Consider the following 25,167-nt stretch of genomic DNA (forward strand, 5'->3'; position numbering starts at 1 on the left):
GTGACTGACCCACAGCCATCGGGGCAAGCCCCCTCCCACATTGACAAGCGGGGACTCTCTAACAATACTTCGGCATAGTCATACGACAACCTACAACAAAAACTGGAATCCAGATGACCACCACTACCCCAGCGCCCTTCAACCGCCTCCTCCTCACCGGTGCCGCCGGCGGCTTGGGCAAAGTGCTGCGCGAACGCCTGCGGCCGTATGCCCAGGTGCTGCGCCTGTCGGATATCGCCGACATGGCCCCCGCCGGCGCCAATGAAGAAGTGCAGCCCTGCGACCTGTCCGACAAACACGCGGTACACCACCTGGTCGAAGGCGTCGACGCCATCCTGCATTTCGGTGGCGTATCCGTGGAGCGCTCGTTCGAAGAAGTCCTCGGCGCCAATATCTGCGGGATTTTTCACATCTACGAAGCCGCCCGCCGCCATGGCGTCAAGCGCGTGATTTTCGCCAGCTCCAACCATGTGATCGGCTTCTATCAACAGGGCGAGCACCTCGACGCCCACTCGCCGCGTCGCCCGGACAGTTACTACGGGCTGTCCAAGTCCTACGGCGAAGACATGGCCAGCTTCTACTTCGACCGCTACGGCATCGAGACCGTGAGCATCCGCATCGGCTCGTCGTTCCCCGAACCGCAGAACCGCCGGATGATGCACACCTGGCTGAGCTTCGATGACCTGACCCAACTGCTCGAACGCGCGCTGTACACGCCGAACGTCGGCCACACCGTGGTCTACGGCATGTCGGCCAACCTCGACACCTGGTGGGACAACCGCTACGCCGCACACCTGGGCTTCACCCCCAAAGACAGCTCCGAAGTATTCCGCGCCCAGGTCGAGCGCCAGCCGCCGCTGGCCGCCGACGACCCGGCCAAGGTCTACCAGGGCGGTGCGTTCTGCGCCGCCGGGCCGTTCGGTGACTGACGTCACACTAACCCAAGGGAGTGAGTTGCCATGACTGCTGAATTGATTGTCGACGCCCGCAACGCCGTAGGCGAATGCCCGGTGTGGGTGCCCGAAGAAAACGCCCTGTACTGGGTGGATATTCCCAACGGCGGCCTGCAACGCTGGAGCGCCGCCACCGGCCATATCGACGCGTGGAAAGCCCCGCAGATGCTCGCCTGCATTGCCCGCACCGATGCGGGCAACTGGGTCGCCGGGATGGAAAGCGGCTTTTTCCAGCTCACCGCGCACAACGACGGCAGCCTCGACACCACGCCCCTGGCCGAGGTCGCGCACCCGCGCGCGGACATGCGCCTGAACGATGGGCGCTGCGATCGCCAGGGCCGGTTCTGGGCCGGCAGCATGGTGCGGGACATGAGCGCAAATGCGCCCGCAGGCATCCTCTACCGTTACGCGTCGGGTGCCGCGCCGCATGCGCAGTTGGACGGCTTTATCACCCTCAATGGCCTGGCCTTCAGCCCCGATGGCCGCACGATGTATGTCTCGGACTCGCACCCGCTGGTGCAACAGATCTGGGCCTTCGACTACGACACCGACACCGGCACACCGTCCAACCGCCGCGTGTTTGTCGACATGCAGCCACACCAAGGCCGCCCCGATGGCGCGGCCGTGGATGTCGACGGCGGCTACTGGATCTGCGCCAACGACGCCGGCCTGATCCACCGCTTCACCCCCGACGGTCGCCTGGACCGCTCCCTGCGCGTGCCGGTGAAAAAACCCAGCATGTGCGCCTTTGGCGGCAGTCGCCTGGACACCCTGTTCGTCACCTCGATCCGTGACGACCAGAGCGAACAGTCGCTGTCCGGCGGCGTATTCGCCCTCAACCCCGGCACGACAGGACTGCCCGAACCCCGCTTCACCCTCTAGCTGCATCGCTGTGCCGTGAATACAACAATAACAAGACAGGAGTGACCGCCCATGGACTTCAAACGCACCTTGCTCGCCGCCGCAATCTTCACCCTCAGCAGCGCCGCCCACGCGCTGGAAATCAAATTCGCCGACATCCACCCCGCCGGCTACCCCACCGTCGTGGCCGAAGAGAACATGGGCAAGGCCCTCACCCAAGAAAGCAACGGCGAACTGACCTTCAAGTACTTCCCCGGGGGCGTCCTGGGTTCGGAAAAAGAAGTCGTCGAACAAGCCCAGGTCGGCGCGATCCAGATGACCCGGGTCAGCCTCGGCATCGTCGGCCCGGTGGTGCCGGACGTGAACGTGTTCAACCTGCCATTCGTGTTCCGCGACCAGGCGCATATGCGCAAAGTCATCGACGGCGAGATCGGCGATGAAATCCTCGCCAAGATCACCGACTCCGAATTCGGCCTGGTCGCCCTGGCCTGGATGGACGGCGGCACGCGCAACCTCTACAGCAAAAAACCGGTGCGCAAGATCGAAGACCTCAAGGGCATGAAGATTCGCGTGCAGGGCAACCCGCTGTTCATCGATGCCTTCAACGCCATGGGTGCCAACGGTATCGCCATGGACACCGGCGAGATCTTCAGTGCCTTGCAGTCCGGGGTGATCGACGGTGCCGAGAACAACCCACCCACCCTGCTGGAACACAACCACTTTCAAAACGCCAAGTACTACACCCTCACCGAGCACCTGATCCTGCCCGAACCGATCGTGATGTCGAAAATCACCTGGAACAAGCTCACCCCCGCGCAACAGCTCATGGTGAAGAACGCCGCCAAGGCCGCCCAGGCCGATGAGCGTGTGCTGTGGGATAAAAAATCCGCCAGCAGCGAGGAAAAACTCAAGGCGGCTGGCGTGGAGTTCATCCGCGTCGACAAACAGCCCTTCTACGACGCCACCGCCGCGGTTCGCGCCAAGTACGGCGCGCCTTACGCCGAGATCATCGCGCGCATCGACGCCGTTCAATAACCCGCCCTGCCTCTCGCATAAGGCCCGGCGCGGTCGGCATCGACGCGCCCGGTCACGGTGAACGCCATGAAGAATCTAGTGCTGCGCATCAACGACCGCCTCTACATGACCTGCATCTGGGTCGCCGGCCTCTCGGTCCTCGGGGTCGCGCTGATCATCCCCTGGGGCATCTTCGCCCGCTACATCCTCGGCACCGGCTCCAGCTGGCCGGAGCCCACCGCCATCCTGCTGATGCTGGTGTTCACTTTTATCGGCGCCGCCGCCAGCTACCGCGCCGGGGCGCATATGTCGGTGGCGATGATCACCGACCGCCTGCCTGCGCGCCAACGCCAGGTCGTCGGCATCCTCTCGCAACTGCTGATGGGCACCATCTGCCTGTTCATGACCATTTGGGGCAGCAAGCTGTGCCTGTCCACCTGGAACCAGTTCATGAGCGCCATCCCCACCCTGCGCGTGGGCATCACCTACATGCCGATCCCGATCGGCGGGTTGCTGACCCTGGTCTTCGTGGTGGAAAAACTCGTGCTCGGTGACCAGAGCAACCGACGGGTCGTGCGCTTCGATCTGGTTGAAGAAAGCGAAGGGGCTGCGTGATATGGACGCATTGATTCTGTTGGGCAGCTTTGTCGGCTTGATCCTGATCGGCATGCCAGTGGCCTATGCCCTGGGCCTGTCGGCGTTGATCGGCGCGTGGTGGATCGACATTCCGTACCAGGCCCTGATGATTCAGATCGCTGGCGGGGTGAACAAGTTTTCGCTGATGGCGATTCCGTTCTTCGTGCTGGCCGGCGCGATCATGGCCGAGGGCGGCATGTCGCGGCGGCTGGTGGCGTTCGCCGGGGTGCTGGTGGGTTTTGTGCGCGGCGGCTTGTCCCTGGTGAACATCATGGCCTCGACGTTTTTCGGTGCGATCTCCGGCTCCTCGGTGGCCGACACCGCCTCGGTCGGCTCGGTGCTGATCCCGGAAATGGAGCGCCGTGGCTACCCCCGGGAGTTCGCCACGGCGGTGACCATCAGCGGCTCGGTGCAGGCGCTGTTGACCCCGCCCAGCCACAACTCGGTGCTCTACTCCCTGGCGGCGGGCGGCACGGTGTCGATCGCCTCGCTGTTCATGGCCGGCGTGGTCCCGGGCCTGCTGATGAGCGCGTGCCTGATGGTGCTGTGCCTGATCTTCGCGAAGAAGCGCGACTACCCCAAGGGCGAAGTCATCCCGCTCAAGCAAGCGCTGAAAATCTGCGCCGACGCACTGTGGGGCCTGATGGCCATGGTGATCATCCTCGGCGGCATCCTGTCGGGCATCTTCACCGCCACCGAGTCCGCCGCGATCGCGGTGCTGTGGGCATTCTTCGTGACCATGTTCATCTACCGCGACTACAAATGGAACGAGCTGCCCAAGCTGATGCACCGCACGGTACGCACCATTTCCATCGTGATGATCCTGATCGCCTTCGCGGCCAGCTTCGGCTACATCATGACCCTGATGCAGATCCCGGCGAAGATCACCACGCTGTTCCTGACCCTGTCGGACAACCGCTACGTGATCCTGATGTGCATCAACGCCATGCTGCTGTTGCTCGGCACGGTGATGGACATGGCGCCGCTGATTTTGATCCTCACGCCGATCCTGCTGCCGGTGGTGCTCGGCATCGGCGTCGACCCGGTTCACTTCGGCATGATCATGCTGGTCAACCTCGGCATCGGCCTGATCACGCCACCGGTCGGCGCGGTGCTGTTCGTGGGGGCGGCGGTGGGCAAGGTGAGTATCGAGAACACCGTGAAGGCGCTGCTGCCGTTCTATGGCGTGCTGTTTTTGGTGCTGATCGCGGTGACTTACATTCCGGCGTTATCGCTGTGGCTGCCAGGGCTGGTGCTGTGATGCTGATTGAACTGGAAGATCACCTGACCCACCTCACCCTCGCCCCGGCCGTGGGCGGCAGCATCGTCAACTGGCGCGTGCGCGCCAGCGGCCAGCCCCTGCTGCGGCCTAGCGATCAAGCGGCGCTGGACACCGGCCTGCCCGGCAAACTGGCCTGCTATCCCCTCGCGCCGTGGTCCAATCGCATTGCCAACGGCGGTTTCGACACGCCGGCCGGCTGGCTGGCACTCACGCCCAACAGCGCGACCGATCCGCTGCCGATTCACGGTTCGGCCTGGCAACAGGCGTGGCGCGTGGTCAGCCAGTCGGCGGATGAAGTGCTGCTTGCGCTGGAATGCGCCACGCCGTTCGCCTATCGCGCCGAGCAGCGGTTTGGGTTGAGCAACGGCGTGTTGAGTATCGGGCTGAGCGTGACGCATCTGGCCGAAGCCGCCGCGTGGCACGGTTTGGGCTTGCATCCTTACTTCCCGCGCCGGGCGGGTACGCGGTTGCAGGCCAAGGCTGGGCAGGTATGGATGAGTGATGCGTCCAAGCTGCCGACGGCGCTGGCACCCGTACACGCCGATTGGGATTTCCAACAGCTCAAGGGATTGCCCCAAGCGTTGGTCGACAACGGTTTTTGCCAATGGGACGGGCATTGCCGGATCGAACAGCCGGAGCTGGGTTACACCCTGGAATGCCAGGCCACGGGCGCCGATTACTTCCTGCTGTACTGCCCGCCGGGGTTGGGGTTCTTCTGCATCGAGCCGGTGAGCCATCCGGTGAATGCCCATCACTTGCCGGGCAGGCCGGGCCTGAAACTGCTGGAACACAACCAGCAGACCCAACTCAATTTCACCCTGAAATACATTCCAACTGTGGGAGGGGCTTGCCCCCGATAGCAATATGTCAGCCACTACATGCATGACTGACCCACCGCCATCGGGGGCAAGCCCCCTCCCACATTGGATCTCCTTTGCATTGGCGACCCCATGACACGCCCTATCAGATCCAGCCAAGCCAACTCCAGTAGGTCGCCGCAAACACCAACATCAACAAGTAACCCATCAGCGTCACCAACACCCCCACCTTGGCAAACTGCCGCGCCGTGAATGTCCCGGTCCCCAGGCACACCATGTTCTGCGGCGCATTGATCGGTAGGATAAACCCGTAGCTCACCACAAACCCCAACAGCATGGTCATCCCCAACCGGTTGAACTCCCCCGGCAGGGTCTGCAACACCGCAATCAGGATCGGCAACAACGCCGAGGTCAACGCCGTCGCACTGGCAAACCCCAAGTGGATCACGATCAAAAACGCCCCGAGGATGGCAAACACACCCAACGGCCCGACCTGGTCCAGCCCGGTGTGCGCCACCACTTGCGAACCCAGCCACTGCCCGGCCTGGGTGGTCAGCAACGCCGTGCCGAGGCTGATGCCGACGCCGAACACAATCACCGTGCCCCACGGAATCCGCGACTGCACATCCTTCCAGGTCATCACGCCGATCCCCGGCAACAGCAGGAACACCAGCCCGGCGTAGGTGGTCGAGGTGGTGTCGAAATTGTGCAGGCGCCCTTCGGTAGCCCACGCCAACAGCAACAGCACCGACACGGCAAGCAGGCGTTTTTGCGGGCCGGTCATCGGGCCGATGTCCACCAGCGACTGGGCCACGGCTTCTTTGCCGCCGGGGATGCTGTCGCTTTCCGGCGGCAGTAGTTTGATCACCAGGAACAGCAACACCGCCGACATGATCAGCGCCCATGGCGCGCCGGCAATCAGCCAGTCGATCCACGACACGCGCTGGCCGAGCATCTTGTCCATGAACCCAACGGTCAGCAGGTTCTGCGCGGCGGCGGTCTGGATGCCGACGTTCCAGATGCTGGTGCCCTGGGCCACCACGATCATCAGGCCGGCGGCGATGTTGGAGCGTTTATCGACGCCAAACGCCGCCACCACGCCCATCATGATCGGCACCACGCAGGCACTGCGCGCGGTGGCGCTGGGTACGACGAGGCTCAGGAGAATAGTCACCGCGATCGCCCCCAGCAGAATGCCGCGGGTGCTGGTGCCGACCCGGGTCAGCGTGACCAGGGCGATGCGCCGATCCAGGCCGGTGTGGGTCATGGCGGCGGCGATGAACAACGCCCCCGCCACCAGCGCCAGCGCCGGGTTGGAGAAGCCGGTCAGCGCCATGCCGATGGCCGGGCTGGAGCCGATCAGGTGCGCGGGGTCTTGCAGCGACGGCGCGGTGCCGAGCAAGAACGCCATGAGCGAGGTGATCATGATCGCGCTGGCCTCATAGGACACCGCCTCGCTGATCCACACCACCACCGCAAACGCGAGGATCGCCAGCATGCGATGCCCGGCCACCGGCAAATCCGCGGGCAGCGGTAACAGCAGCACCCCGACCATCACCAGTACAGCGACGACCAGGCCCAAGGGCAACTTGAATGATGCAGCGGTTGTTGCGGGGGCGCTCATGGGGGAGTCTCCGTCGGCGTCAAATCAGGCTGGGAGCATGGCGCAAAATGCCGCACGCGGTGTTGACAGGTATCAAACCTCTAGGCCAATAACTGACTCAACACCGCCCGCAACTTCCCGGGCTTGACCGGTTTGTTCAACAACGGTGCGTCCAGCCGCCGCAGGATGCGCCGGCACTGGTCGGTGCGGTCGGCGCTGATGATCACGGCGGGAATCGTCTGGGCAAAATGCTCGCGCAGGTACTTGACCACCTCACAGCCCACCACGCCGTGGTCCAGGTGATAGTCCGCCAGGATCAGTTCCGGCGCCCTGCCCTGCAACGCCAGCAACGCGCCGGCCTGGTCGGTGGCCGTGACCACCTCGCAGCCCCACTGCCCGAGCAGCGCGCTCATGCTTTCGAGGATGCTGACTTCGTTGTCCAGCACCAGCAAACGCCGCCCCGGCAGCGGGTTGCCGGTGGTCGGTTGCGTGGGCAGTTGGCTGATGGCCAACGGCATTTCTTCGCTGATCGGCACTTCGAGGCTGAACATCGACCCGCGTCCCGGCCACGAGCGCACCGCCACCGGGTAACCGAGAATCTCAGCGATCCGCTCGACAATCGCCAGCCCCAGGCCCACGCCCTTGCGGTCCGAGGCGCGGCCGACGTCCAGTTGGTTGAATTCGAGGAAGATCGCGTCGAGCCGGTCGGCCGGGATGCCGCGCCCGGTGTCCCACACTTCCAGGCGCAGGTGATCGCCGCGACGACGGGCGCCGAGCAGGATGCAGCCATCGTCGGTGTAGCGGCAGGCGTTGCTGAGGAAATTACGCAAAATCCGCGTCACCAGGCGCAGGTCGGTCCGGATCGCGTAATGGCCGGTGTGTGCGCGCAGATTCAGTCCGGCGGCCAGGGCGACGGACTGGAATTCGGAGACCAGCGGCGCAAACAGCTCGTCCAGGCGATACAGCGCCACGTCCGGCTTGACCGCTGCCTGGTCGAGCCGCGAGATATCGAGCAAGTCGGTGAGTAAATCCTCGGCACCTTCCAGGGCCTGGTGCGTGCGCTCCACCAGCACCTGCTCGACGCTCGGCAACGACCGTTCGCGCAGGGTGGCGATCAGCAACCGTGCGGCGTTGAGCGGCTGCAACAGGTCATGGCTGGCGGCGGCGAGGTACTTGTCCTTGCTGCGGTTGGCGGCCTCGGCGGCGTCGCGGGCGTCGCGCAGTTCCTGTTCGACCTGTTCGCGCTGGGCGACCTGCTGTTGCAGGTTGCGGTTGGCTTCGAGCAGTTCGTCGGTGCGCGCCGCCACCCGCTGCTCCAGTTCGTCGTTGAGGCGGATGTAGCGGTTGCGCTCGGCCTCCAGCTCATCGAGGCGGGCCGTGAGTTCCGGGTAGTGGCTCTTGCGCGCAGACTGGTCGCCCAACCCCAGCAGCCCGGCCAGGGCGCGCTGCTGGTCGTCAGAGAGCTTCGCCATAGACGACCTCGACGTCACGCTGGCTCGATTCGCGGGGGTTGGTGAGGATGCACGGATCGTGCATGGCGTGCTGGGACAGGAACGGAATGTCCGCCACCCGCACGCCGTGCAGGCCGAGGGTTTCGTGGAAGCCGATGGCACGCTTCAGCGCGATCAGATGCTCGACCAGCCGCCCGCGGATCTGCGGATGAGTCAGGCCGCGGCAGTCGATGCCGAACGTCTCGGCAATCACCTTGAAGCGCTCCGGCGCCGAGTTGTAGTTGAACGCCACCACATGCTCCACCAGCACCGCGTTGCACAGGCCGTGAGGCAGGTCGAGGAAGCCGCCGAGGCTGTGGGACATGGCATGCACCGCGCCGAGGATCGCATTGGAGAACGCCAGCCCCGCCTGCATGCTGCCGAGCATGATCTTCTCGCGCAGGGCGATGTCCGCCGGGTTGGCGATCATCTGCACCAGGTTGCCGTTGATCAGGCGCATGGCTTCCAGCGCGTGGGGGTCGGTCAGCGGGCCGTGGCCGGTGGAGACGAACGCCTCGATCGCATGCACCAGCGCATCGATGCCGGTGCAGGCGGACAGGAACGGGTCCATGCTCGCGGTGGTTTCCGGGTCGATCAGCGACACGTCCGGCACCACCGCCTTGCTGACGATGGAGAACTTCATGCGCTCCTGCTGGTTGGAAATGATCACGAACTGCGAGACATCCGCCGAAGTGCCGGCGGTGGTGGGGATCAGGATCAGCGGGGGGCTGGGCACGCGAATGGTGTCCACGCCTTCGAATTCGAGGATGTTGCGCCCATGGGCGACCACAATGCCGATGGCCTTGCCGCAGTCCATCGGGCTGCCGCCGCCGATGGCCACGATCACGTCGCAATGGTTGTCGCGGTACACCTCGGCACCGAGCATGACTTCTTCGACGCGGGGGTTGGGCGAGACGCCGCTGTACAGGCAGTAATCGATGCCGATGGCCTGCAGGCTGGCTTCCACGTCGGCGACCCAGCCGGCGGCGATCACACCGGGGTCGCTGACCACCAGCACTTTGCGCGCACCGAAGGTCTTGGCGTAATTACCGACGTTGTGCCGGCAGCCGGCACCAAAGATGATTTCAGGCGAAACGAACTTACGCAGAAGGCTGAGATTTGGGCTCATTGGAAAGCCTATTTTTATTATTTTTGAGAGATGCGCTCCACACTAACCCATCCGCGCGCGAATGCAATCAGACCAAAGAGTCATTCCCCAAACGACCCCGGCCAGCGCGAGGCTGGCCGGGGGTGAATCAGCGGCTGGCGAAGTACATGGTCACTTCAAAGCCGATACGCAGGTCGGTAAACGCGGGTTTAGTCCACATGGGGCGATCCTCTTGTTGTGCCGGAAGATTCCGGTAATGGCATTAATGCATGGGGGGATGGGGGTGCGAATGCTACTTTCGAACGAGCCTGAAGCATGCCTTGGTAGCAGATGTACACCGATCAAAAATGTGGGAGGGGGATTGCCCCCTCCCACAGTTGGTTGCATTTCAAGTCGGGGTTAGAAGAAGCCCAGGGGGTTAGTCTGCAGGTAGTGATCCAACAGGCAAAGCCCGCTTACTGTGCCGGAACGGGTGTACGCCGATCAAAATGTGGGAGGGGGTTGCCCCCTCCCACATTGGGTTGTATTTCAAGTCGGGTTAGAAGAAGCCCAGGGGGTTGGTCTGTGGGTAGTGATCCAACAGGCAAAGCCCTCTTGCTGTGCCGGAACGGGTGTACGCCGATCAAAATGTGGGAGGGGGCTTGCCCCCGATGGCAGTGGGTCAGCCAAGACATGCCTGACTGAGCCACCGCTATCGGGGGCAAGCCCCCTCCCACATTGGGTTGTATTTCAAGTCGGGGTTAGAAGAAGCCCAGGGGGTTGGTCTGTGGGTAGTGATCCAACAGGCAAAGCCCTCTTGCTGTGCCAGAACGGGTGTACGCCGATCAAAATGTGGGAGGGGCTTGCCCCCGATGGCAGTGGGTCAGCCAAGACATGCCTGACTGAGCCACCGCTATCGGGGGCAAGCCCCCTCCCACATTGGGTTGTATTTCAAGTCGGGGTTAGAAGAGGCCCAGGGGGTTGGTCTGCAGGTAGTGGTCCAACAGGCAAAGCCCTCTTGTTGTGCCGGAACGGGTGTACGCCGATCAAAATGTGGGAGGGGGCTTGCCCCCGATGGCAGTGGGTCAGCCAAGACATGCCTGACTGAGCCACCGCTATCGGGGGCAAGCCCCTCCCACATTGGGTTGTATTTCAAGTCGGGGTTAGAAGAGGCCCAGGGGGTTGGTCTGCGGGTAGTGATCCAACAGGCAAAGCCCTCTTGCTGTGCCGAAACGGGTGTACGCCGATCAAAATGTGGGAGGGGGCTTGCCCCCGATGGCGGCTTGTCAGCCAAGACATGCATGACTGATCCACCGCTATCGGGGGCAAGCCCCCTCCCACATTAGGTTGCATTTCAAGTCGGGGTTAGAAGAAGCCCAGTGGGTTGATGTCGTAGCTCACCAGCAGGTTCTTGGTCTGCTGGTAGTGATCCAACATCATCTTGTGGTTCTCACGCCCCACGCCGGACTTTTTGTAGCCGCCAAACGCGGCGTGCGCCGGGTACAGGTGGTAGCAGTTGGTCCACACGCGGCCGGCCTTGATCGCCCGGCCCATGCGGTAGGCGCGGTTGATGTCGCGGGTCCACAGGCCGGCACCCAGGCCGAACTCGCTGTCGTTGGCAATGGCCAGGGCTTCGGCTTCGTCCTTGAAGGTGGTGATACCCACCACCGGGCCGAAGATTTCTTCCTGGAACACGCGCATTTTGTTATGGCCCTTGAGCAGGGTCGGCTGGATGTAGTAACCGCTGGACAGGTCACCCTCCAAACGCTCGGCCGCGCCGCCGGTGAGCAGTTCGGCGCCCTCTTCCTGGGCGATTTTGAGGTAGGACAGGATCTTGTCGTATTGCTGCTCGGACGCCTGGGCGCCGACCATGGTTTCGGTGTCCAGCGGGTTGCCACGCTTGATCTTGACGATCTTTTTCATCACCACTTTCATGAAGTCGTCGTAGATCGACTCCTGCACCAGCGCCCGCGACGGGCAGGTACACACTTCGCCCTGGTTGAAGAACGCCAGCACCAGGCCTTCGGCGGCTTTCTCGATGAACTGCGGCTCTGCATTCATGATGTCTTCGAAGAAGATGTTCGGCGACTTGCCGCCCAGCTCCACGGTCGACGGAATGATGTTCTCGGCCGCGCAATGCATGATGTGCGCGCCGATTGGGGTAGAGCCGGTAAAGGCGATCTTGGCGATGCGCTTGCTGGTGGCCAGCGCTTCGCCGGCTTCACGGCCAAAGCCCTGGACGATGTTCAGCACGCCCGCTGGCAGCAGGTCGTTGATCAGCTCGGCAAACACCATGATCGACAGCGGCGTCTGCTCGGCCGGCTTGAGCACGATGCAGTTGCCGGCGGCCAGGGCCGGGGCGAGTTTCCAGGCGGCCATCAGCAGTGGGAAGTTCCACGGGATGATCTGCCCGACCACGCCCAGCGGCTCGTGGAAGTGGTAGGCGGCGGTGTGTTCGTTGATCTCGGCGGCGCCGCCTTCCTGGGCGCGGATGCAGCCGGCGAAGTAACGGAAGTGGTCGGCGGCCAGCGGCACGTCGGCGTTGAGGGTTTCACGCACGGCTTTGCCGTTGTCCCAGCTTTCGGTGACGGCCAGCACTTCGAGGTTCTGTTCGATGCGGTCGGCGATTTTCAGCAGCACCAGGGCGCGATCCTGGGCCGAGGTCTTGCCCCAGGCGTCGGCGGCGGCGTGGGCCGCGTCGAGGGCCTTGTCGATGTCGGCGGCGTTGGAACGCGGGAATTCGGCGATCACTTCACCGGTCACCGGCGAGGTGTTGGTGAAGTATTCACCGCTGATCGGCGCAACGAATTCGCCGCCGATGAAGTTGCCGTAGCGTGACTTGAAGCTGACGATGGCGCCAGGGGTGCCAGGTTGTGCGTAGATCATGTTAAAGCCTCTGTCTGGGTCCGGGCCTGTCGGTCAACAGGCGATGACCCGATAGTAAAGAGCCCCCGCTGCCGGGCGAATGCGCCGTTGGCAGGAGGGCTCTTGTCATTTGGTCGTAGATTCAGTGTTTGGCGACCAGTTCTTTAGGCAATTTGAAGGTCCAGAGCATGCCGCCCTGGTTGAAGTCCTTGATGCGCTTGGCCACTTCACCGCCCCACAACGGCACCGCGCCGCCCCAGCCGGAGAGCACCGAGACATACTGCTCGCCGTCCATTTCCCAGGTCACAGGCGAGCCGAGCACGCCGGAGCCGGTCTGGAATTCCCAGACCTTCTCGCCGGTCTTGGCGTTGAACGCCTGCAGGAAGCCTTCCGGCGTACCGGTGAACACCAGGTTGCCCTTGGTGGTCAGGACCCCGCCCCACAGCGGCGCGAAGTTCTTGTGGCGCCAGACTTCCTTGCCGGTTTTCGGGTCGATGGCGCGCAGCACGCCGATGTAGTCTTCGTTCAGCGGCTTGATGGTGAAGCCCGCACCGAGGAACGCCGCACCTTTTTTGTAGGTGATGCCTTCGTTCCACATGTCCATGCCCCATTCGTTGGACGGCACGTAGAACAACCCGGTGTCGCGGTTATAGGCCATCGGCATCCAGTTTTTCGCGCCGAGGAACGCCGGGGCGACGAACACCGAGGTGCCCTTGGCTTCGCTGCCTGGCGCGCCGGGGCGGCTGGCTTCGTTGTAGATCGGCCGACCGTCTTTATCCAGGCCGGTGGCCCAGGTGATCTTGTCGACGAACGGGAAGCCGCGGATGAACTTGCCGTTGGTGCGATCGAGCACGTAGAAGAAGCCGTTACGGTCGGCGGTGGCCGCCGCTTTGATCTCTTTGCCGCCTTCGGTGTAGTTGAAGGAGACCAGTTCGTTCACGCCGTCGTAGTCCCAGCCGTCATGGGGCGTGGTCTGGAAGTGCCACTTGATGGTGCCGTCATCCGGGTTCAGCGCCAGACGCGAGGACGAGTAGAGGTTGTCGCCAGGGCGCAAGTGCGAGTTCCACGGCGCCGGGTTGCCGGTGCCGAACAGCAGCAGGTTGGTTTCCGGGTCGTAGTAGCCGCCCAGCCACGGTGCCGCGCCGCCGGTTTTCCACAAGTCGCCAGGCCAGGTCTTGCCCGCCTCGCCGCCGGAAATGCCGTTTTCCACGGCCTTGCCGTCCTTGTAGACATAGCCCATATGACCTTCAACGGTCGGACGAGTCCACAGCAGGTCACCGTTTTTCGGGTCGTAGGCTTCGATCTTGCCCACCACGCCGAATTCGCCGCCGGCCACGCCGGTAATCAGCTTGCCGTTGATCACCAGGGGCGCGGCGCTGATCGAGTAGCCTTCCTTGTGGTCGGCGACTTTCTTGCTCCACACCACTTTGCCGGTGTCTTTGTTCAGGGCCACCAGCTTGGCGTCGAGGGTGCCGAAGAACACCAGGTCGCCGTATAGCGCCACGCCGCGGTTGATCACGTCACAGCACGGGCGGATGTCATCGGGCAGACGCGCATCGTACTGCCAGAGCTTCTTGCCGGTGCGTGCGTCCACCGCGAACACCCGCGAGTAGGACCCGGTGAGGTACATCACCCCGTCCTTGATCATCGGCTGCGCCTGCTGGCCGCGCTGTTTCTCGCCGCCAAAGGAGAACGCCCAGACCGGGCGCAGGTCCTTGACGTTGTCCACATTCAGGGTATCGAGCGGGCTATAGCGCTGGCCTTGGACGCCCAGACCGTTGGTGACGATCTGCCCGGGGTTTTTCGGGTCCTGGAGAATCTCCTGATCGGTCACGGCCGCCATGGCCTGGCCGGATAACAGAATGGCACCGAGCAACACACTCAAGGCGAAGGGTTGGCGGCGTGCGGGTTGGGTCATGACGGCTACCTCTGCGGTTTTTTGTTATACCCGGGAAATTTTCCCGGTCTGGTACAGATTCTTGGGCGCAGGGGCGGTTGTCACAATTGACCGCAGTATCGAGATTGCTAGTTCCTTAGTAGCGGGTCCGGTCCGTCAGCGCGCCGAATCCACGCGCTGCATCTGCTCGCGCTCGTAACGCGGGTACAGGTGGCTGACACTACGGATCAGTTCATAGCGGCTCAGGTTGATCGCGGCGAAGCGCTCGGGGATGGGGCTGCGGATCATCTCGGCCATGTCGCTGCCGTGGGCGGCGCCGTCGCGCAGCAGTTGGTCGAGCCAGGTCAGGTAGTCGCGCATCTGCGCGAACGGCTGTGCATCGTTGGCCACCGGGCCATGGCCGGGGACGACCAGGGTCCAGGGCAAGGCCTGCAGGGTGTCGATGTCCGCCAGCCACGCCGCCAGCCCGGGGCTGTTGGGGGTGGTGAGGGCGCGTTGGAAGAACACCAGGTCGCCGGCAAACAGCACGCCGGTAGTCTGGTCGAGGATGGCCAGGTCGGCGTCGGTGTGGCCGGTCAGCGCGAGCAGGCGCAGGTCGTGGCGGCCAAAGCTAAGCACACCGGGTTCGAGCACTTGCGTGGGCAATTGCACTTCGGTGCCGCGCATCCAGTCGCCGACCATGCGGTAGAGGTTCTCCGCCATGCCGTCGCCCTGCTCATGCAGCAGGCGCGTGGTGCCGGCCAGGGCGCCGATGGGCACGTCCTTGAAGGCCTGGTTGCCCAGCGCATGGTCGGGGTGGTGGTGGGTCAGCAGCACCTGGATCACCGGTTTGTCGGTGACGCTGGCGATCGCCCGGCGCAGGGCTTCGCCGTAGCGCCGCGACGGCCCGGTGTCGATCACCACCACGCCGGCCTCGGTGACGATGAACGCGGTATTGACGATATTGCCGCCGTTGTCCTTGGCGAAATTGTCGGTGCTGCCTTCCAGCAGCCAGGTGTCGTCGGCGATCAGTCGTGGCTTGAGGGCGTAGTCGAGGTCGGCCACGGCGGGCAGGCTCAAGCTCAGGCACAACAATAGAATCCAGCGCATGCCGCGCTCCTTCTGGTCAGGGAATGGCTGCGTCGAATTCATTGCCGCTGTTGTCGCGCAGCACCAGGCGCGTCGGCCCGGGTGCGTCGATGTCAAAGGCCAGGTTGGGGTTTTCGCTGACCGCCGGGAACAGCACCAGCTCGGCCAGCACCTGGCCGTCCTGGCCACGCAGTTGCGCGTGGTTGAGATAGAACTCGGGGATGCCGCTGACCATGCCGTTATCCATCGGGTGCGCCACCTGTACGCGCACCCGGCTGAATTCGCCGCGTGGGTAACGCCCGCCGAGGACTTCGCCGATATGCTCTTCCCAACCCGGCTGGGTGCGGACCACGCTGGGCGCGGTGCAACCGCCGCCGGCCGCGTCGATCAGGGCCGAGCCGACGTGCCACAACCCGTCATCGGTGAGCACCGCCGCACGCAGGGGCGTGGCCTGTTCGATGCGGATACGGATCGACAGCCAGGGCAGCACCCCGGCCTTGGGCTGAAAATCGACAATCCTGGGCAACGGGTTGAGTTCGGCCCAGGCAAGGATCTTCACCACGTGCCCCGTGAACGCCCGCGCGTCGATTTCCAGGGGCACCTGGCGCGCATCTTCGGCGAACGGCGGCGCCAGCAGCTTGACCCGCTCATCGAACACGAACGGCGCATCGGCCAGCAACTGCTTGTGGTAGAACGCCCACATCACCGACGGCACCGGGTCCGTGCCCGGTTCGACGGCCACGGCGTGGGCCGCCAACGGTAACCAGCAGGCCAACATGCAGTTCAGTCGCCAGTTCATCGCCTGCTCCTATTGGTACATTTCGGGCACTTCGTACTGCAGGCCGTAATGGCTGTAGATGGTTTGCAGCGAACCGTCGCGGATCAGGCCTTCCAGCGCCTCTTCCACCGCATAGGCCAACTGGCGATTGCTTTCGTGTACCGCCATGCCGATCTCCCAGCGCTGCCGGCCCATGCTCGGGTAAGCGTTTTGCGCCAGGGCCAGTTGCGGATCGCGTGCCTGATGCACCTGCCAGTCGATCTCGCCGCGCATCGCCATCACCGCGTCGACTTCACCGGCCTTCATCGCCGCGAACGCCTGGGGTACACCGGGGTAGTGATGGGTCTGGCGGGCGAGCATGCCGTTGAACACCGAGGTCAGGTAGAACGACGGCACGCTGTCGACTTCGACGCCGATCGGGTGCTCCTCGAACACCGCCACGCTGGCGACCTTGTCCAGGCGGCGGCGGTCGTAGGCCACCTGCCATTGTTCGTTCTGGTACGGCCCGAACATCACCACATGGCCGTTCTCCAGTTCGCCCTGATCGTTACGCCTTTGCGCGTAGTCGTGGTCGTAGGGTGCGCGCATCATCAGGTCGGCCAGTTGCTGGTTATGCAACTGGCTGCCGCGCCAGATGTAGTCGCGCAGGTCGTCGTCGAGTTTTTCCCCGGCCGGCGCCCAGATCAATTTGAGCTGCACCCCCAGCGCCTTGGCCAGGGCCTCGGCCAGCTCCACGTCGACCCCGCGCGGGGTGGCACCGTCTTCGAAACTGTAGGGGGCAAAGTCCTTGTACACCGCCACTTTCAACTCACCGGCGGCGATCATCTGGTCATAGCTGCGCACCTGCGCCTGTGCCGTCTGGCAACACAGCAGGGCCAGGCCGAGCACATAAGCGAACAGGCGCATGGCTTACTCCTCGACGTGAACGCTGTCCAGGTAGGTGCGTACCGCCCATAAGGCTTCCTGGCTCAGGTAATCGGCCATTTTCGGCATATATACCCGGCCGTCGCGCACCGCGCCGTGACGCACGCGCTGCACAAACCACTCATCACCGGCCTCGCCCACATCCAGCATGCGCAAGTCGGGGGCGATGCCGCCGGACTTGGCTTCCAGGCCGTGGCAGGCGGCGCAGTTCTGATTGTAGGCGGACGAACCGATTTCCAGGGCCCGGTCGTGTTCAGGCGACGTGCGGTAAGGGTTAACTGCCGCCCAGCCGTCCTCGTCGACCGGCACGCCGGCGTCCTTGATCGAGGTCAGGCCCTTGGTTTCCACTGCTTGCGGGACCACGTTGCCGTGGGCCCAGGCCGAGCCTGCACCGATCACACCGGCCAACAGCCCGGCGACGAGCAAGGCATTGCGTTTTGTTGTCATTATTTTTGCCCTCAGGATTGCACGCAAAACCTCATTGCAGAGGTTATGGCAACCATCTTAGAAACCCTGGGGCATAGGCCGTATGCTGCTTTGGTGGCCGGCTTGTCCTCCCTTGGTAGTAGGGCTTGTGGGGCACGCCTAAAACAGCGGCGCCTCGGGAAGTCTTCCCGGCAACAGCGGGACTTTTTCCGTATCCGCGCAGCGCCCTGGCGCTCCACCCTGTGCAGGCCAAAACCTCCACTGGGAACTGCAACCATGATAATAAGATCGCTACCCGCCCGTTCGCCGCTGAGCCTTGCCGTGCAGGCTTTCCTGCTGGTCGGCAGCCTGTCCTTGAGTGCGGCCAGCTTCGCCGCCGCCGACCCTGCCGCGCCGTCCACCGCAAAGGCGACGCGCAACGTCACCTGGGAAGACATCGCCAACGACCACCTGAGCACCAAGGACGTGCTGCAATACGGCATGGGCACCAACGCCCAGCGCTGGAGCCCGCTGGCCCAGGTCAACGACAAGAACGTGTTCAAGCTCACCCCGGCCTGGTCGTACTCGTTCGGCGATGAGAAGCAGCGCGGCCAGGAATCCCAGGCCATCGTCAGCGACGGCGTGGTCTACGTCACCGGCTCCTACTCCCGCGTGTTCGCCCTCGACGCGAAAACCGGCAAACGCTTGTGGACCTACAACCACCGCCTGCCCGAAAACATCCGCCCGTGCTGTGACGTGGTCAACCGCGGCGCGGCGATCTTCGGCGACAAGATCTACTTCGGCACCCTCGACGCGCGCCTGATCGCCCTCGACAAGAACACCGGCAAAGTGGTGTGGAACAAGAAGTTCGGCGACCACGCCGCCGGTTACACCATGACCGGCGCCCCGGTGCTGATCAAAGACAAGGTCAGCGGCAAGGTGCTGCTGATCCATGGCAGCTCCGGCGATGAGTTCGGCGTGGTCGGCCAACTGTATGCGCGCGACCCGGACACCGGCGAAGAAGTGTGGATGCGCCCGTTCGTCGAAGGCCACATGGGCCGCCTGAACGGCAAGGACAGCACCCCGACCGGCGACGTCAAAGCGCCGTCGTGGCCGGATGACCCGACCACCGAAACCGGCAAGGTCGAGGCCTGGAGCCACGGCGGCGGCGCACCTTGGCAGAGCGCGAGTTTCGATGCCGAGACCAACACCATCATCGTCGGCGCCGGCAACCCCGGCCCGTGGAACACTTGGGCGCGCACGTCCAAGGACGGCAACCCGCACGACTTCGACAGCCTCTACACCTCGGGCCAGGTCGGTGTCGACCCGAGCACCGGCGAAGTGAAATGGTTCTACCAGCACACCCCGAACGATGCCTGGGACTTCTCCGGCAACAACGAGCTGGTGCTGTTCGACTACAAGGACAAGGACGGCAAAGTGGTCAAGGCCACCGGTCACGCCGACCGCAACGGGTTCTTCTACGTGGTCGACCGCAACAACGGCAAGCTGCAGAACGCCTTCCCGTTCGTCGACAACATCACCTGGGCCAGCCATATCGACCTGAAGACCGGTCGTCCGGTGGAAAACCCGGGCCAGCGTCCGGCCAAACCGTTGCCCGGTGAAACCAAGGGCAAGCCGGTGGAAGTCTCGCCACCGTTCCTCGGCGGCAAGAACTGGAACCCCATGGCCTACAGCCAGGACACCGGCCTGTTCTACATCCCGGGCAACCAATGGAAAGAGGAATACTGGACCGAAGAGGTCAACTACAAGAAGGGCTCGGCGTACCTGGGCATGGGTTTCCGCATCAAGCGCATGTATGACGACCACGTCGGCACCCTGCGGGCGATGAACCCGACCACCGGCAAGGTGGTGTGGGAGCACAAGGAAGCCCTGCCACTGTGGGCCGGCGTACTGGCGACCAAGGGCAACCTGGTGTTCACCGGCACCGGCGACGGTTTCTTCAAGGCCTTCGACGCGAAAACCGGCAAGGAGCTGTGGAAGTTCCAGACCGGCAGCGGCATCGTCTCGCCGCCGATCACCTGGGAACAGGATGGCGAGCAGTACATCGGCGTCACCGTCGGCTATGGCGGCGCGGTGCCGTTGTGGGGCGGCGACATGGCCGAGCTGACCAAGCCGGTGGCACAGGGTGGGTCGTTCTGGGTGTTCAAGATCCCGAGCTGGGATAACAAGACCGCCCAAAAATAACCCGTCCCCAGCCCCGTCGTAGCAGCTGGCGCTCGACAGCTGCTACGTCACGGGGTTGCTTCGTCTGGAGGTTCCAAGATGAACTATCTGCCCTTGTTACTCCTGCTCGCCCTGCCCCTGGCCCACGCCGATGACGGCGACGACACCCCGCTGGTCATCAACGGCTGCACCCTCGCCGAACACAGCCAATGCCCCGGCGCCAACCTCAGGGGCGCCAACCTGAGCAACCAGGACCTCAGCAAAATGAACCTGGCCGGCGCCGACCTGCGCGATGCGGACTTGCGCCACGCCAACCTCGACCTGGCCAACCTGGAAAAAGCCCAATTGCAGGGCGCCAACCTGACCCGCGCCAGCCTGCAACAAAGCAATCTGCGCCTGGCCGATTTCACCGGCGCCACGCTGATGGCGATCCAGGGTTGGGGCCTGTTCGCCCAGGGAGCGCAGTTTGAAAACGCCAACCTGAGCGCGGCCTACCTGCAATTCGCGCGGCTGTCCGGGGCAAAAATGCGCAAGGCCAACCTGCGCGCCGCCGACCTGGAAATGACCTGGCTGAGCAAGGCCGACCTGCGAGGGGCGGATCTGAGCGATGCGAATCTGCAAGAGGCCAAGTTCGGTGAGAGCAACCTGGAAAGCGCGATCCTCACGGGCGCGCGGCAGCATTATGCGAATTTCCAGGATGCGAACATGGAAGGCTGCAAGGACTGCCCCACCACCTGGAATCGTTAGCACACCGCCATTTGAATGTAGGAGCGAGCTTGCTCGCGAAAAACCCGAGAGCGGCGCGGGGGGTCTGGTTTTTCGCGTTATCGTTGACGGTTTTCGCGAGCAAGCTCGCTCCTACAGTGGGGTCTAGGTGCCCGCGCTAGGCATGGGCACGGACCGGTAACTTCTGTAGGAGCGAGCTTGCTCGCGAAAAACCGGAGCGCGCCACGGGGAATCAGGTTTTTCGCGTTATCGTTGACGGTCTTCGCGAGCAAGCTCGCTCCTACAGTTGGTCTAGGTGCCGCGCTAGGCATGGGCACGGACCGGTAACTTTTGTAGGAGCGAGCTTGCTCGCGAAAAACCCGAGAGCGCCGCGGGGGGTCAGGTTTTTCGCGTTATCGTTGACGGTCTTCGCGAGCAAGCTCGCTCCTACAGTGGGGTCTAGGTGCCCGCGCTAGGCATGGGCACGGACCGGTAACTTTTGTAGGAGCGAGCTTGCTCGCGAAAAACCCGAGAGCGCCGCGGGGAATCAGGTTTTTCGCGTTATCGTTGACGGTTTTCGCGAGCAAGCTCGCTCCTACAGGGGGGTCTAGGTGCCCCGCTAGGCATGGGCACTGACCGGTAACTTCTGTAGGAGCGAGCTTGCTCGCGAAAAACCCGAGAGCGCCGCGGGGAATCAGGTTTTTCGCGTTATCGTTGACGGTTTTCGCGAGCAAGCTCGCTCCTACAGGGGGGTCTAGGTGCCCCGCTAGGCATGGGCACTGACCGGTAACTTCTGTAGGAGCGAGCTTGCTCGCGAAAAACCCGAGAGCGCCGCGGGGGGTCAGGTTTTTCGCGTTATCGTTGACGGTTTTCGCGAGCAAGCTCGCTCCTACAGGGGGGTCTAGGTGCCCCGCTAGGCATGGGCACTGACCGGTAACTTTTGTAGGAGCGAGCTTGCTCGCGAAAAACCCGGGACCGCTGCGGGGGGTCTGGTTTTTCGCGTTATCGTTGACGGTCTTCGCGAGCAAGCTCGCTCCTACAGTGGGGCCTGGGTGCCCCGCTAGGCATGGGCACTGACCGGTAACTTTTGTAGGAGCGAGCTTGCTCGCGAAAAGCCCGAGACCGCTGCGGGGGGTCTGGTTTTTCGCGTTATCGTTGACGGTCTTCGCGAGCAAGCTCGCTCCTACAGTGGTAACAGTGGTAACAGGGGTACATGGGGGGATCAGCCCGCTACGCGTACCACGCCGAGGTCGATTCCCAGGTGGACCAGTTCGGCATGGGAACTGACCTGCAATTTGCTCTTGAGCAGGGTCAGGTGGTTGGACACGGTCTTGCTGCTGATATTCAACTGGTCGGCAATCACTCGGGTCGGCGTGCCTCTGGCCAGCATCAGGAAAATCTCCAGCTCACGCGGGGTCATGCCTTGCAAGCGTTGGTCGCTTGGCGTGTAGGCCAGTTGGGTGGCGAGGGACTGTTCGATATAGGCGTGGCCGTCGAGGACGCGCCGCACCGCTTCGATCAACACCTCGGGCGCCGAGCTTTTGGTCAGGTAGCCCGAGGCGCCGGCTTCCAGGGCCTGGCGCACCAGCGGCAGTTCGTCGTGCATGCTGAAGAACAGCACGCGCAGTTGCGGCAGGCGCTGGCGCAGGCGGCGCGTGGTTTCCAGGCCGCTGATGCCGGGCAGGCCGAAGTCCATGATCACCAAATGCGGCAGTGCTTCCTGGACCCGGCTCAAGGCCTCTTCGCCGCTGGCCGCTTCGCGCACTTCGATGGCCGGCAACAGCGCGCGCAACAGGCTGGCATAGCCCTGGCGCACCACCGCATGGTCGTCCACCAACAGAATATTCATGAGGCCTCCAATGGCATGTTCAACGCCAGCGCCCAACCGACGCCGGGGTGGCTGAGGATTGTCAGTTCGCCGCCCAGGCAGCGCGCGCGTTCGTACATCGAATACAGGCCGACGCCGGGACGCTGCGGCGTTTGCGCGCCGCAACCGTTATCGCGCACCCACAGGCGCAGGCGCGAACCGTGACGATGCAGGCGCACGCGCACCTGGCTGGCATCGGCATGCCGCACGATATTGGTCAGGGCTTCCTGCAGCAGGCGATAGAGGTGCGTCTTGCTCGCCCCGGACAACGCCGGCAGGTCCGCGCTGACCCGCAGCCGGCAATCGATGCCATGGCTGGCCTGCCACTGCGTCACCAGCATCGCGAACGCCTCGGCCAGCGGCAGGTGCTGCAGGGCCACCGGGTACAGGTCGTGGACCAGTGCGCGAAAGCCTTGCTGCAAGTGATCGCAGTGATCCTCCAGCTGCGCCACCGTGCGCGCGAGCAATTGCGGTTGGTCGGTGACCAGACGCAACAGGCAGGCCTGGGCGCGAATACCGGCCAGGTATTGGCCGAGGTCATCATGCAGGGTCTGGGCCAGGTGGTTGCGCTCCTGCTCTTGCACCGCCATCAGGGTTTGGGTCAGTTGGGTATTGTCGGTGTGCGCCTGCTCCAGGGCGTCGGTCATGCGGTTGAAATGCAGCGCCAGTTGCCGCGCTTCCGGCGAACCGGCGCTGCGCAGGCGCACATTGAGCCGGCCGGCGCACACCTGTTGCAAGGCGCGCAGCAGTTCGTCGAGTACGCCCATGCCACGGCGCACCGCCCAGCGGATAGTCAGCAGGCTCAGCGCCAGGGCCAGGGCGCACAGGCTCAACAGTTGTTGCAGGGAGTCCCAGACTTCATCGATCTCATCCCGCGGGTCGACGGCGATGGACACGCGGCGGCCGTCCGGCAGGTCCAGCACCTGGGCACTGCGCCGCGCCTCGGCAAACAGCAGGCGCCCGAGCCAGGCGTCCAGGCCGGACGGCAGCGGCGCCGGCAAGGTCTCGTCGGGGGCCAGCCAATGCACGCGCACATGGCGCAGGCTGGCGGTGAGATGCGGTTGCAGGCTGGCCGGGTCGCGCTCGGCGGTTGCGCTGAGGTAATGCACCACCGCTTCGGCCGATTGCAGCTCACGCTCCACATCCGTCAGGGCCTGATGCAACAACAGCGCGGTGCAGGCGCAGGTGACCAAGGCGAAGAAACCGCACACCCACAGGTTGATGCGCCACAGTGCCGACATACCTAGTGCGCCACGCTGGCGGGCACGCTCAGCGCCGGGCGTGGTGCGTGCAGCTTGTCGACGCCGATCAGGCTCACGATCAGCAGGAACGGCAAAAGCAGCGCCTTGAGGATTTGCATGATCGTTCATCTCCCGGATGGACACGGTGGGGGTAACCCATGCTAAGACCGCGTCACCTGCGCGGGGCTACTACCTTGGTACTGGCTCAGCGGTACTTTCTGCATATTTGCAGCAGACATAAGGCTTCCTATGCTGGCGCTACCTGACATGGAGTGCCTTATGCGCCAGCTCGCCCCCTACGCCGTGCTCTACCTGCTGGCGATTGCCTGCGCCGCCGGGGTGGCCACTGCCAGCCAGGCCGCCGAGGCGCCGTTGGCGGTGCAGATCGGCTACCTGGGCTATCGGCCCGACCCTGGGCCGCTGCTGTCGAACGTGATCCCCGAGCCCACCGACGCCGGGCAACGCGGTGCGGAACTGGCGATCATCGACAGCAACAGCACCGGCGCCTTTCTCAACCAACGCTACAGCCTGACCAGTGCCACGCTGGACAGCCCCGACGCCCTGCTCGCCGCCGCCCAGGCCCAGCACGACCAGGGCCTGCGCCTGTTCGTGGTCAACGCCCCCGCCGCCAGCCTGCGCCAGCTCAGCGCGGCCCTGCCCGACAGCCTGCTGTTCAACGCCGGCAGCCCCGATGACAGCCTGCGCAGCACCGACTGCCTGGGCAACGTGCTGCACACGCTGCCCAGCCGGGCCATGCTCGCCGATGCCCTGGCGCAATTTCTGGTGGTGCGCAAATGGCAGAAGGCGCTGCTGATCGTCGGCCCCACCGAGGATGACCAGGCCTACGCCGCCGCCCTGCGCCGCGCCGCCAAGCGCTTCGGCGTGCATCTGGTGGCGGAGAAAGCCTGGCGCTTCGATAACGACCAACGCCGCAGCGCCCAGGCAGACATGCCGCTGTTCACCCAGACCGCCGAATACGACGTGGTGCTGGTGGCGGACGAGCGCGGCGACTTCGGCGAGTACGTGCCCTACCAGACCTGGTACCCGCGCCCCGTCGCCGGCACCCAGGGCCTGACGCCCACCGGCTGGCACAAGACCGTCGAGACCTACGGCGCCGCGCAACTGCAAAAACGCTTCGAAGCCCTGGCCGGGCGCTGGATGAACGACCGCGACTTCGCCGCCTGGATGGCTGTGCGCAGCGTTGCCAGTGCGGTGAACAAGCTGCGCCAGGTCGACCCCATGACCATCCGCCAACTGGAGATCAGCGAGCAACTGCCGCTGGACGGCTTCAAGGGCCGCAAGCTCAGCTATCGCGCGTGGAACGGCCAACTGCGCCAACCGATTCCGATCGTGCAGCCCCGCGCCCTGGTCAGCACCTCGCCTCAGGACGGTTTCCTGCACCCCTTCAACGAAATGGACAGCCTGGGCTACGACAAACCCGAGGTGACCTGCCGCTTCCCTTGATCGCTCCCCTACTCACAATAATAAG

At 64.0% G+C, this 25,167-nt stretch carries 21 protein-coding genes and 2 pseudogenes; 9 read left to right on the forward strand and 14 right to left on the reverse strand.

Going from position 1 to position 25,167, the window contains the following annotated elements; translation table 11 throughout:
- Nucleotides 1-113 precede the first annotated feature (113 nt).
- The 6 genes from RGV59_RS25165 (at nt 114) to RGV59_RS25190 (ending at nt 5,606) form a co-directional block, all read left to right on the forward strand.
- Complete coding sequence (locus tag RGV59_RS25165) at nt 114-929, forward strand: NAD-dependent epimerase/dehydratase family protein (protein WP_126585764.1); 816 nt, start codon at nt 114-116, stop codon at nt 927-929.
- A gap of 30 nt (nt 930-959) precedes the next feature.
- Nucleotides 960-1,835 (forward strand): SMP-30/gluconolactonase/LRE family protein, encoded by an 876-nt coding sequence (locus RGV59_RS25170; protein WP_126585765.1) that lies wholly within the window; start codon nt 960-962, stop codon nt 1,833-1,835.
- A gap of 51 nt (nt 1,836-1,886) precedes the next feature.
- On the forward strand, nt 1,887-2,849 hold the full coding sequence (locus RGV59_RS25175; RefSeq protein ID WP_126585766.1) for a TRAP transporter substrate-binding protein: 963 nt from the start codon (nt 1,887-1,889) through the stop codon (nt 2,847-2,849).
- A 66-nt stretch (nt 2,850-2,915) separates the two neighbouring features.
- Complete coding sequence (locus RGV59_RS25180; protein ID WP_057004482.1) at nt 2,916-3,443, forward strand: TRAP transporter small permease; 528 nt, start codon at nt 2,916-2,918, stop codon at nt 3,441-3,443.
- Nucleotide 3,444: 1 nt separating this feature from the next.
- Nucleotides 3,445-4,725 (forward strand): TRAP transporter large permease, encoded by a 1,281-nt coding sequence (locus tag RGV59_RS25185; RefSeq protein ID WP_017847471.1) that lies wholly within the window; start codon nt 3,445-3,447, stop codon nt 4,723-4,725.
- Nucleotides 4,725-5,606 carry an aldose 1-epimerase gene (locus RGV59_RS25190; RefSeq protein WP_322247063.1) on the forward strand — a complete coding sequence of 294 codons (882 nt, stop codon included), beginning with the start codon at nt 4,725-4,727 and terminating at the stop codon, nt 5,604-5,606. The genes RGV59_RS25185 and RGV59_RS25190 overlap by 1 nt, the downstream gene beginning before the upstream one ends.
- 103 nt (nt 5,607-5,709) lie before the next feature.
- Here the strand turns inward: RGV59_RS25190 and RGV59_RS25195 are convergent, their stop codons facing one another.
- From RGV59_RS25195 to pedF, 10 genes are all read right to left on the reverse strand, one after another.
- Nucleotides 5,710-7,188: a DASS family sodium-coupled anion symporter gene (locus RGV59_RS25195; protein WP_017847473.1), complete on the reverse strand. Its 1,479-nt coding sequence runs from the start codon at nt 7,186-7,188 to the stop codon at nt 5,710-5,712.
- Between the two features lie 80 nt (nt 7,189-7,268).
- Complete coding sequence (locus tag RGV59_RS25200) at nt 7,269-8,639, reverse strand: hybrid sensor histidine kinase/response regulator (RefSeq protein ID WP_017847474.1); 1,371 nt, start codon at nt 8,637-8,639, stop codon at nt 7,269-7,271.
- Complete coding sequence (gene ercA, locus RGV59_RS25205; protein ID WP_017847475.1) at nt 8,623-9,786, reverse strand: alcohol dehydrogenase-like regulatory protein ErcA; 1,164 nt, start codon at nt 9,784-9,786, stop codon at nt 8,623-8,625. The genes RGV59_RS25200 and ercA overlap by 17 nt, the downstream gene beginning before the upstream one ends.
- Nucleotides 9,787-9,913: 127 nt before the next feature.
- Nucleotides 9,914-9,985: a pyrroloquinoline quinone precursor peptide PqqA gene (pqqA, locus tag RGV59_RS25210; protein WP_010209364.1), complete on the reverse strand. Its 72-nt coding sequence runs from the start codon at nt 9,983-9,985 to the stop codon at nt 9,914-9,916.
- 1,124 nt (nt 9,986-11,109) lie between these two features.
- Nucleotides 11,110-12,630 carry an aldehyde dehydrogenase family protein gene (locus RGV59_RS25215; protein ID WP_017847476.1) on the reverse strand — a complete coding sequence of 507 codons (1,521 nt, stop codon included), beginning with the start codon at nt 12,628-12,630 and terminating at the stop codon, nt 11,110-11,112.
- A gap of 121 nt (nt 12,631-12,751) precedes the next feature.
- The gene (locus tag RGV59_RS25220) at nt 12,752-14,527 is read right to left on the reverse strand and encodes a PQQ-dependent methanol/ethanol family dehydrogenase (protein ID WP_046382819.1); all 1,776 of its coding nucleotides are present in this window, start codon (nt 14,525-14,527) and stop codon (nt 12,752-12,754) included.
- Nucleotides 14,528-14,662: 135 nt separating this feature from the next.
- Entirely contained in the window at nt 14,663-15,595 is a 933-nt protein-coding gene (locus RGV59_RS25225) for a quinoprotein relay system zinc metallohydrolase 1 (RefSeq protein ID WP_046382818.1), read from the reverse strand.
- Nucleotides 15,596-15,611: 16 nt separating this feature from the next.
- Complete coding sequence (locus RGV59_RS25230) at nt 15,612-16,373, reverse strand: quinoprotein dehydrogenase-associated SoxYZ-like carrier (protein WP_126585769.1); 762 nt, start codon at nt 16,371-16,373, stop codon at nt 15,612-15,614.
- Nucleotides 16,374-16,382: 9 nt separating this feature from the next.
- Nucleotides 16,383-17,258, reverse strand: a complete 876-nt coding sequence (locus tag RGV59_RS25235) for a substrate-binding periplasmic protein (protein WP_046382816.1) — start codon at nt 17,256-17,258, stop codon at nt 16,383-16,385.
- A gap of 3 nt (nt 17,259-17,261) precedes the next feature.
- On the reverse strand, nt 17,262-17,723 hold the full coding sequence (pedF, locus tag RGV59_RS25240) for a cytochrome c-550 PedF (RefSeq protein WP_017847481.1): 462 nt from the start codon (nt 17,721-17,723) through the stop codon (nt 17,262-17,264).
- Nucleotides 17,724-17,978: 255 nt separating this feature from the next.
- On the opposite strand from pedF, the gene exaA reads away from it, so the two are divergent.
- The gene (exaA, locus tag RGV59_RS25245; protein WP_079444253.1) at nt 17,979-19,886 is read left to right on the forward strand and encodes a quinoprotein ethanol dehydrogenase; all 1,908 of its coding nucleotides are present in this window, start codon (nt 17,979-17,981) and stop codon (nt 19,884-19,886) included.
- 78 nt (nt 19,887-19,964) lie between these two features.
- Nucleotides 19,965-20,612, forward strand: a complete 648-nt coding sequence (locus tag RGV59_RS25250) for a pentapeptide repeat-containing protein (protein ID WP_017847483.1) — start codon at nt 19,965-19,967, stop codon at nt 20,610-20,612.
- 310 nt (nt 20,613-20,922) lie between these two features.
- Here RGV59_RS25250 and RGV59_RS25265 read toward each other — a convergent pair.
- From RGV59_RS25265 to RGV59_RS25290, 4 genes and pseudogenes are all read right to left on the reverse strand, one after another.
- Nucleotides 20,923-21,009 (reverse strand): annotated as a pseudogene (locus RGV59_RS25265) (outer membrane lipoprotein carrier protein LolA); the annotation flags it as partial.
- Between the two features lie 355 nt (nt 21,010-21,364).
- Nucleotides 21,365-21,451: pseudogene (locus tag RGV59_RS25280) on the reverse strand (outer membrane lipoprotein carrier protein LolA); the annotation flags it as partial.
- Nucleotides 21,452-21,792: 341 nt separating this feature from the next.
- Complete coding sequence (locus RGV59_RS25285) at nt 21,793-22,419, reverse strand: response regulator transcription factor (protein WP_017847484.1); 627 nt, start codon at nt 22,417-22,419, stop codon at nt 21,793-21,795.
- Nucleotides 22,416-23,678 (reverse strand): histidine kinase, encoded by a 1,263-nt coding sequence (locus RGV59_RS25290; RefSeq protein ID WP_102618997.1) that lies wholly within the window; start codon nt 23,676-23,678, stop codon nt 22,416-22,418. The genes RGV59_RS25285 and RGV59_RS25290 overlap by 4 nt, the downstream gene beginning before the upstream one ends.
- Before the next feature lie 279 nt (nt 23,679-23,957).
- Here RGV59_RS25290 and RGV59_RS25295 point away from each other — a divergent pair, with 279 nt between their 5' ends.
- On the forward strand, nt 23,958-25,142 hold the full coding sequence (locus RGV59_RS25295; protein ID WP_102618998.1) for an ABC transporter substrate-binding protein: 1,185 nt from the start codon (nt 23,958-23,960) through the stop codon (nt 25,140-25,142).
- The last annotated feature ends 25 nt before the right edge of the window (nt 25,143-25,167 follow it).

Source organism: Pseudomonas sp. FG1 (assembly GCF_034313875.1).
GTDB lineage: Bacteria > Pseudomonadota > Gammaproteobacteria > Pseudomonadales > Pseudomonadaceae > Aquipseudomonas > Aquipseudomonas veronii.